Annotated in this window: 2 protein-coding genes; both read right to left on the bottom strand. The window is 58.9% G+C overall.

The window, feature by feature from the left end:
- Positions 1–1022: AAA family ATPase (locus V6C16_RS10865; protein WP_333543195.1), on the bottom strand; the 1022-nt coding region annotated here is incomplete at its 3' end.
- Complete coding sequence (locus V6C16_RS10860) at positions 1022–2344, bottom strand: metallophosphoesterase family protein (protein WP_333536297.1); 1323 nt, start codon at positions 2342–2344, stop codon at positions 1022–1024. The genes V6C16_RS10865 and V6C16_RS10860, both read right to left, overlap by 1 nt.
- Between the last annotated feature and the right edge of the window lie 404 nt (positions 2345–2748).

Genomic DNA, 2748 nt, shown 5'->3' with positions numbered 1-2748 from the left:
AGCGCTGCCAGCGCGCGGCGGAAGCCGCTTTTCCGTTCAGCCATGCGGCGCAGGGGCGGCAAGGCTTCCAGCAGGGCCTCATCGGGCTGAATGGCATTACGACGTTCACGTAAAAGATTAAGTTTTTCTGTGAGTGCGGCCAAATGTCGTTCGCAGCTTTCGCGCGCTTCTTGCGCGCGTGCAAGGCGCGCCTGACCATCTTCAGGAAATGAGGGATTGATCGGTCCCAGTCGCTCAAGGGCGGCGCAGACCATCCGCCACTCATTCCACTGCAGCCATACGCTCAAACGGCGTTCAAGCAGACGGCGTTCTTCTTCCAGACGTGATTTGTGGCCGCGCACGGCAGCCAGATCTTCTTTTTTTTCACCAAGCTCACCGGCAAGAGCATCAAAACCGGCTTGCTGCTGGCGCAGTTCGGCCATGCGCTGGCGCAGGTCATTCAACTGCCTGAGGGCCTGGTTAAGAGGAGGCTTGCTGCCGCCGGACTTGAAAATTTCATCCGTCTGTTTTTTCAGGATAGCCAGTGCTTCGCCCGGAGAGCGCAGACCCGGACCGAAACTGGCGCCATACAGGGCGTGGCGCACACTTTCGCCGGTGAGGTTGCCCATATTTTCCAGTTCGGTGAGGCTGAAGCCAAAGACGTTGCGATACACATCGCGGCTGACGCCTGAAAGCAGGCGTCGCAGCACGTCTTCATCCAAAGGTTTACCCTGTCCGTCGGCAAGGGAAACGTGGCCCCCGGAACCGCCGGGGCGGCGGGTGAGACGGAGAATGCCCTCTTCCTGGGTGTGAAGGGTGAGGCTGCCGCCTGCGTTGCCGCCACGCAAAGGCCCGGGAATCAGTTTGCCTTCCCTGCTGTTGGGCGCGGGATACCCCGCCAGAGTGGTACGCAAAAATTCAAGGCAGGTAGATTTTCCGGCTTCGTTTTCTCCCAGAAAAATGGAAAGTCCGGGAGCCAGACCTTCAACCGTCACATCGGAGAAAATGCCGAATCCGTCCATATGGAAGGACTGGATATGCATCAGCGAACCTCCAGAAGGTCTATGCAAAGTCGTTGAGCTTCTTCCAGCAGGGCCTGCATCTGGCCGTCATCTGGCTGGGCCAGTATTTTTCGCAGCTGCGTATGCCCGAACAGCGGGGACAGGGCTGGCCCCCCCACCTCCTGCAGCGCCTCATGGCTTTCACTCATGCGCAGTGCCAGACGCAGTGCCTCCCCCAGCAGGTCTTCGCGCTGGAGATACTGGGCGCTGTCTACGGGTGGGCTTGTGTCCACGCGCAGGTCTTTGACCCAGACGCCAGGAGTGCCGGAAGCAAAATGTCCCAGACGTTCCAGAATGTCTTCCTGATTGCCGGTATCGCGCAGGGCTGCGTCCAGGCTGGTGCGGCCGTACAGGCGAACGCGGGCGAGCAGGGCTTCACAGCCTGGTTCCGTGGCTTCGGCTGCCTGGTCAAGGCACTGGGCAAGGCGGTTTTCCACCTGATCAAGGTGCTCCACGCCGTCAAGCCCGAGATCCAGCCCCGTCCACTGAACCGGCCCAAGCCGCACAAAATCTGCCTGGCAGTGATATGAAACGGCTCCGTGCTCATCCGGCGGATTTGCAGTACCGGACAGCGGTTCAGCAGGGTGGGCCGTGACCGACAGGCAACCGCGCGGACCGGTTTCATTGACATGCAGGCCCTGGCTGTTGCCGCAGTAGGCAATAAACGGATTTTGGCTCAGGGTGCGTCTTTCATGCACATGACCAAGCGCCCAGGCGTCCAGACCGGTATTTTTGAGGTCGTCAAGCGAGCAGGGGGCGTAGCGGTCGGCTTTGTTTTCGCCTTCGACAGTGCAGTGCAGAACGCCGAGCTGAAAACAGTCATATGCGGCATCGCGTCGAAAGAGGCGGGCAAGATTGCGCCCTTCGCGGGCTTTGGCATGGCTTATGCCGTGTACGACAGCCAGAGGCATGCCGTTTTTTTCTACAATGTGCCGTTCAACCTCAGGGCCGAAAATCGTCACATTTTCGGGCCAGCGGATGGACTCAAGCATGGAGTTGAGCGGGTCGTGATTGCCGTGGGCGATAAAGACGCGAATTCCGGCGGCCTTGAGGCGCAGGCAGCCGTCACGCAGGCGCAGTTGGGCCTTAACGCTGTGATCTTCTTCGTTATACACGTCACCGGCCAGAACAAGAAAGTCGGGTTTTTCTGCTTCGCACAGGCGGAAGAGCCGTTCCAGAGCCTTGAAAGTGGCATCATGCAGCAGTTGCGCCAGATGGCTTCCCTGGGCGGCTTCTCGCGAAAGGCCGCGAAAAGGGGTGTCCAGATGCAGATCGGCCGCGTGAATATAGCGTATAATGTCCATGTTTGCCTCAGTGCTGTGATTATGTATCGGCCCCAAAGTCTAGACTTTTTCACGAAGCATGACAAGCATGGGGGCGCTGCGCGGCATTGTTTGTCTTTGACTGCAATTCAGACACTGAACAGAGGTGAGCAATATTTCGGTGAACACCTGCAAATACAAAAAGCGACATGGTACGGAGCGTCTGTTTGCTCCGTACCATGTCGTGCGAAAGATTTATCAGGCGTGCCTGTGTGCGAAAGCGTTGCCATCGTCCTCGCAAGGCAAAGAGGATGCGAGGAGTGTGAGGAACCGATGGCAGCCGTGGTCAGGCGTTACGCCCTCGCCAGTTGCGTGAGTGCTGTGTCAGGCCGTCATGGCGCAACAGGCAGCAGGCGCAGCCTGGCAGGCTGTCGGCCAGCTGGAGG

This window comes from Desulfovibrio sp. 1188_IL3213 (genome assembly GCF_036763145.1).
Lineage (GTDB): Bacteria > Desulfobacterota > Desulfovibrionia > Desulfovibrionales > Desulfovibrionaceae > Desulfovibrio.
The sequence above is the reverse complement of the archived record's forward strand: the minus strand, read 5'-3'. Positions and strand labels throughout refer to the sequence as shown.

Excerpts from the sequence above, each read along its gene's own strand:
- V6C16_RS10860 (WP_333536297.1), bottom strand. The coding sequence starts at position 2,344 with ATGGACATTATACGCTATATTCACGCGGCCGATCTGCATCTGGACACC.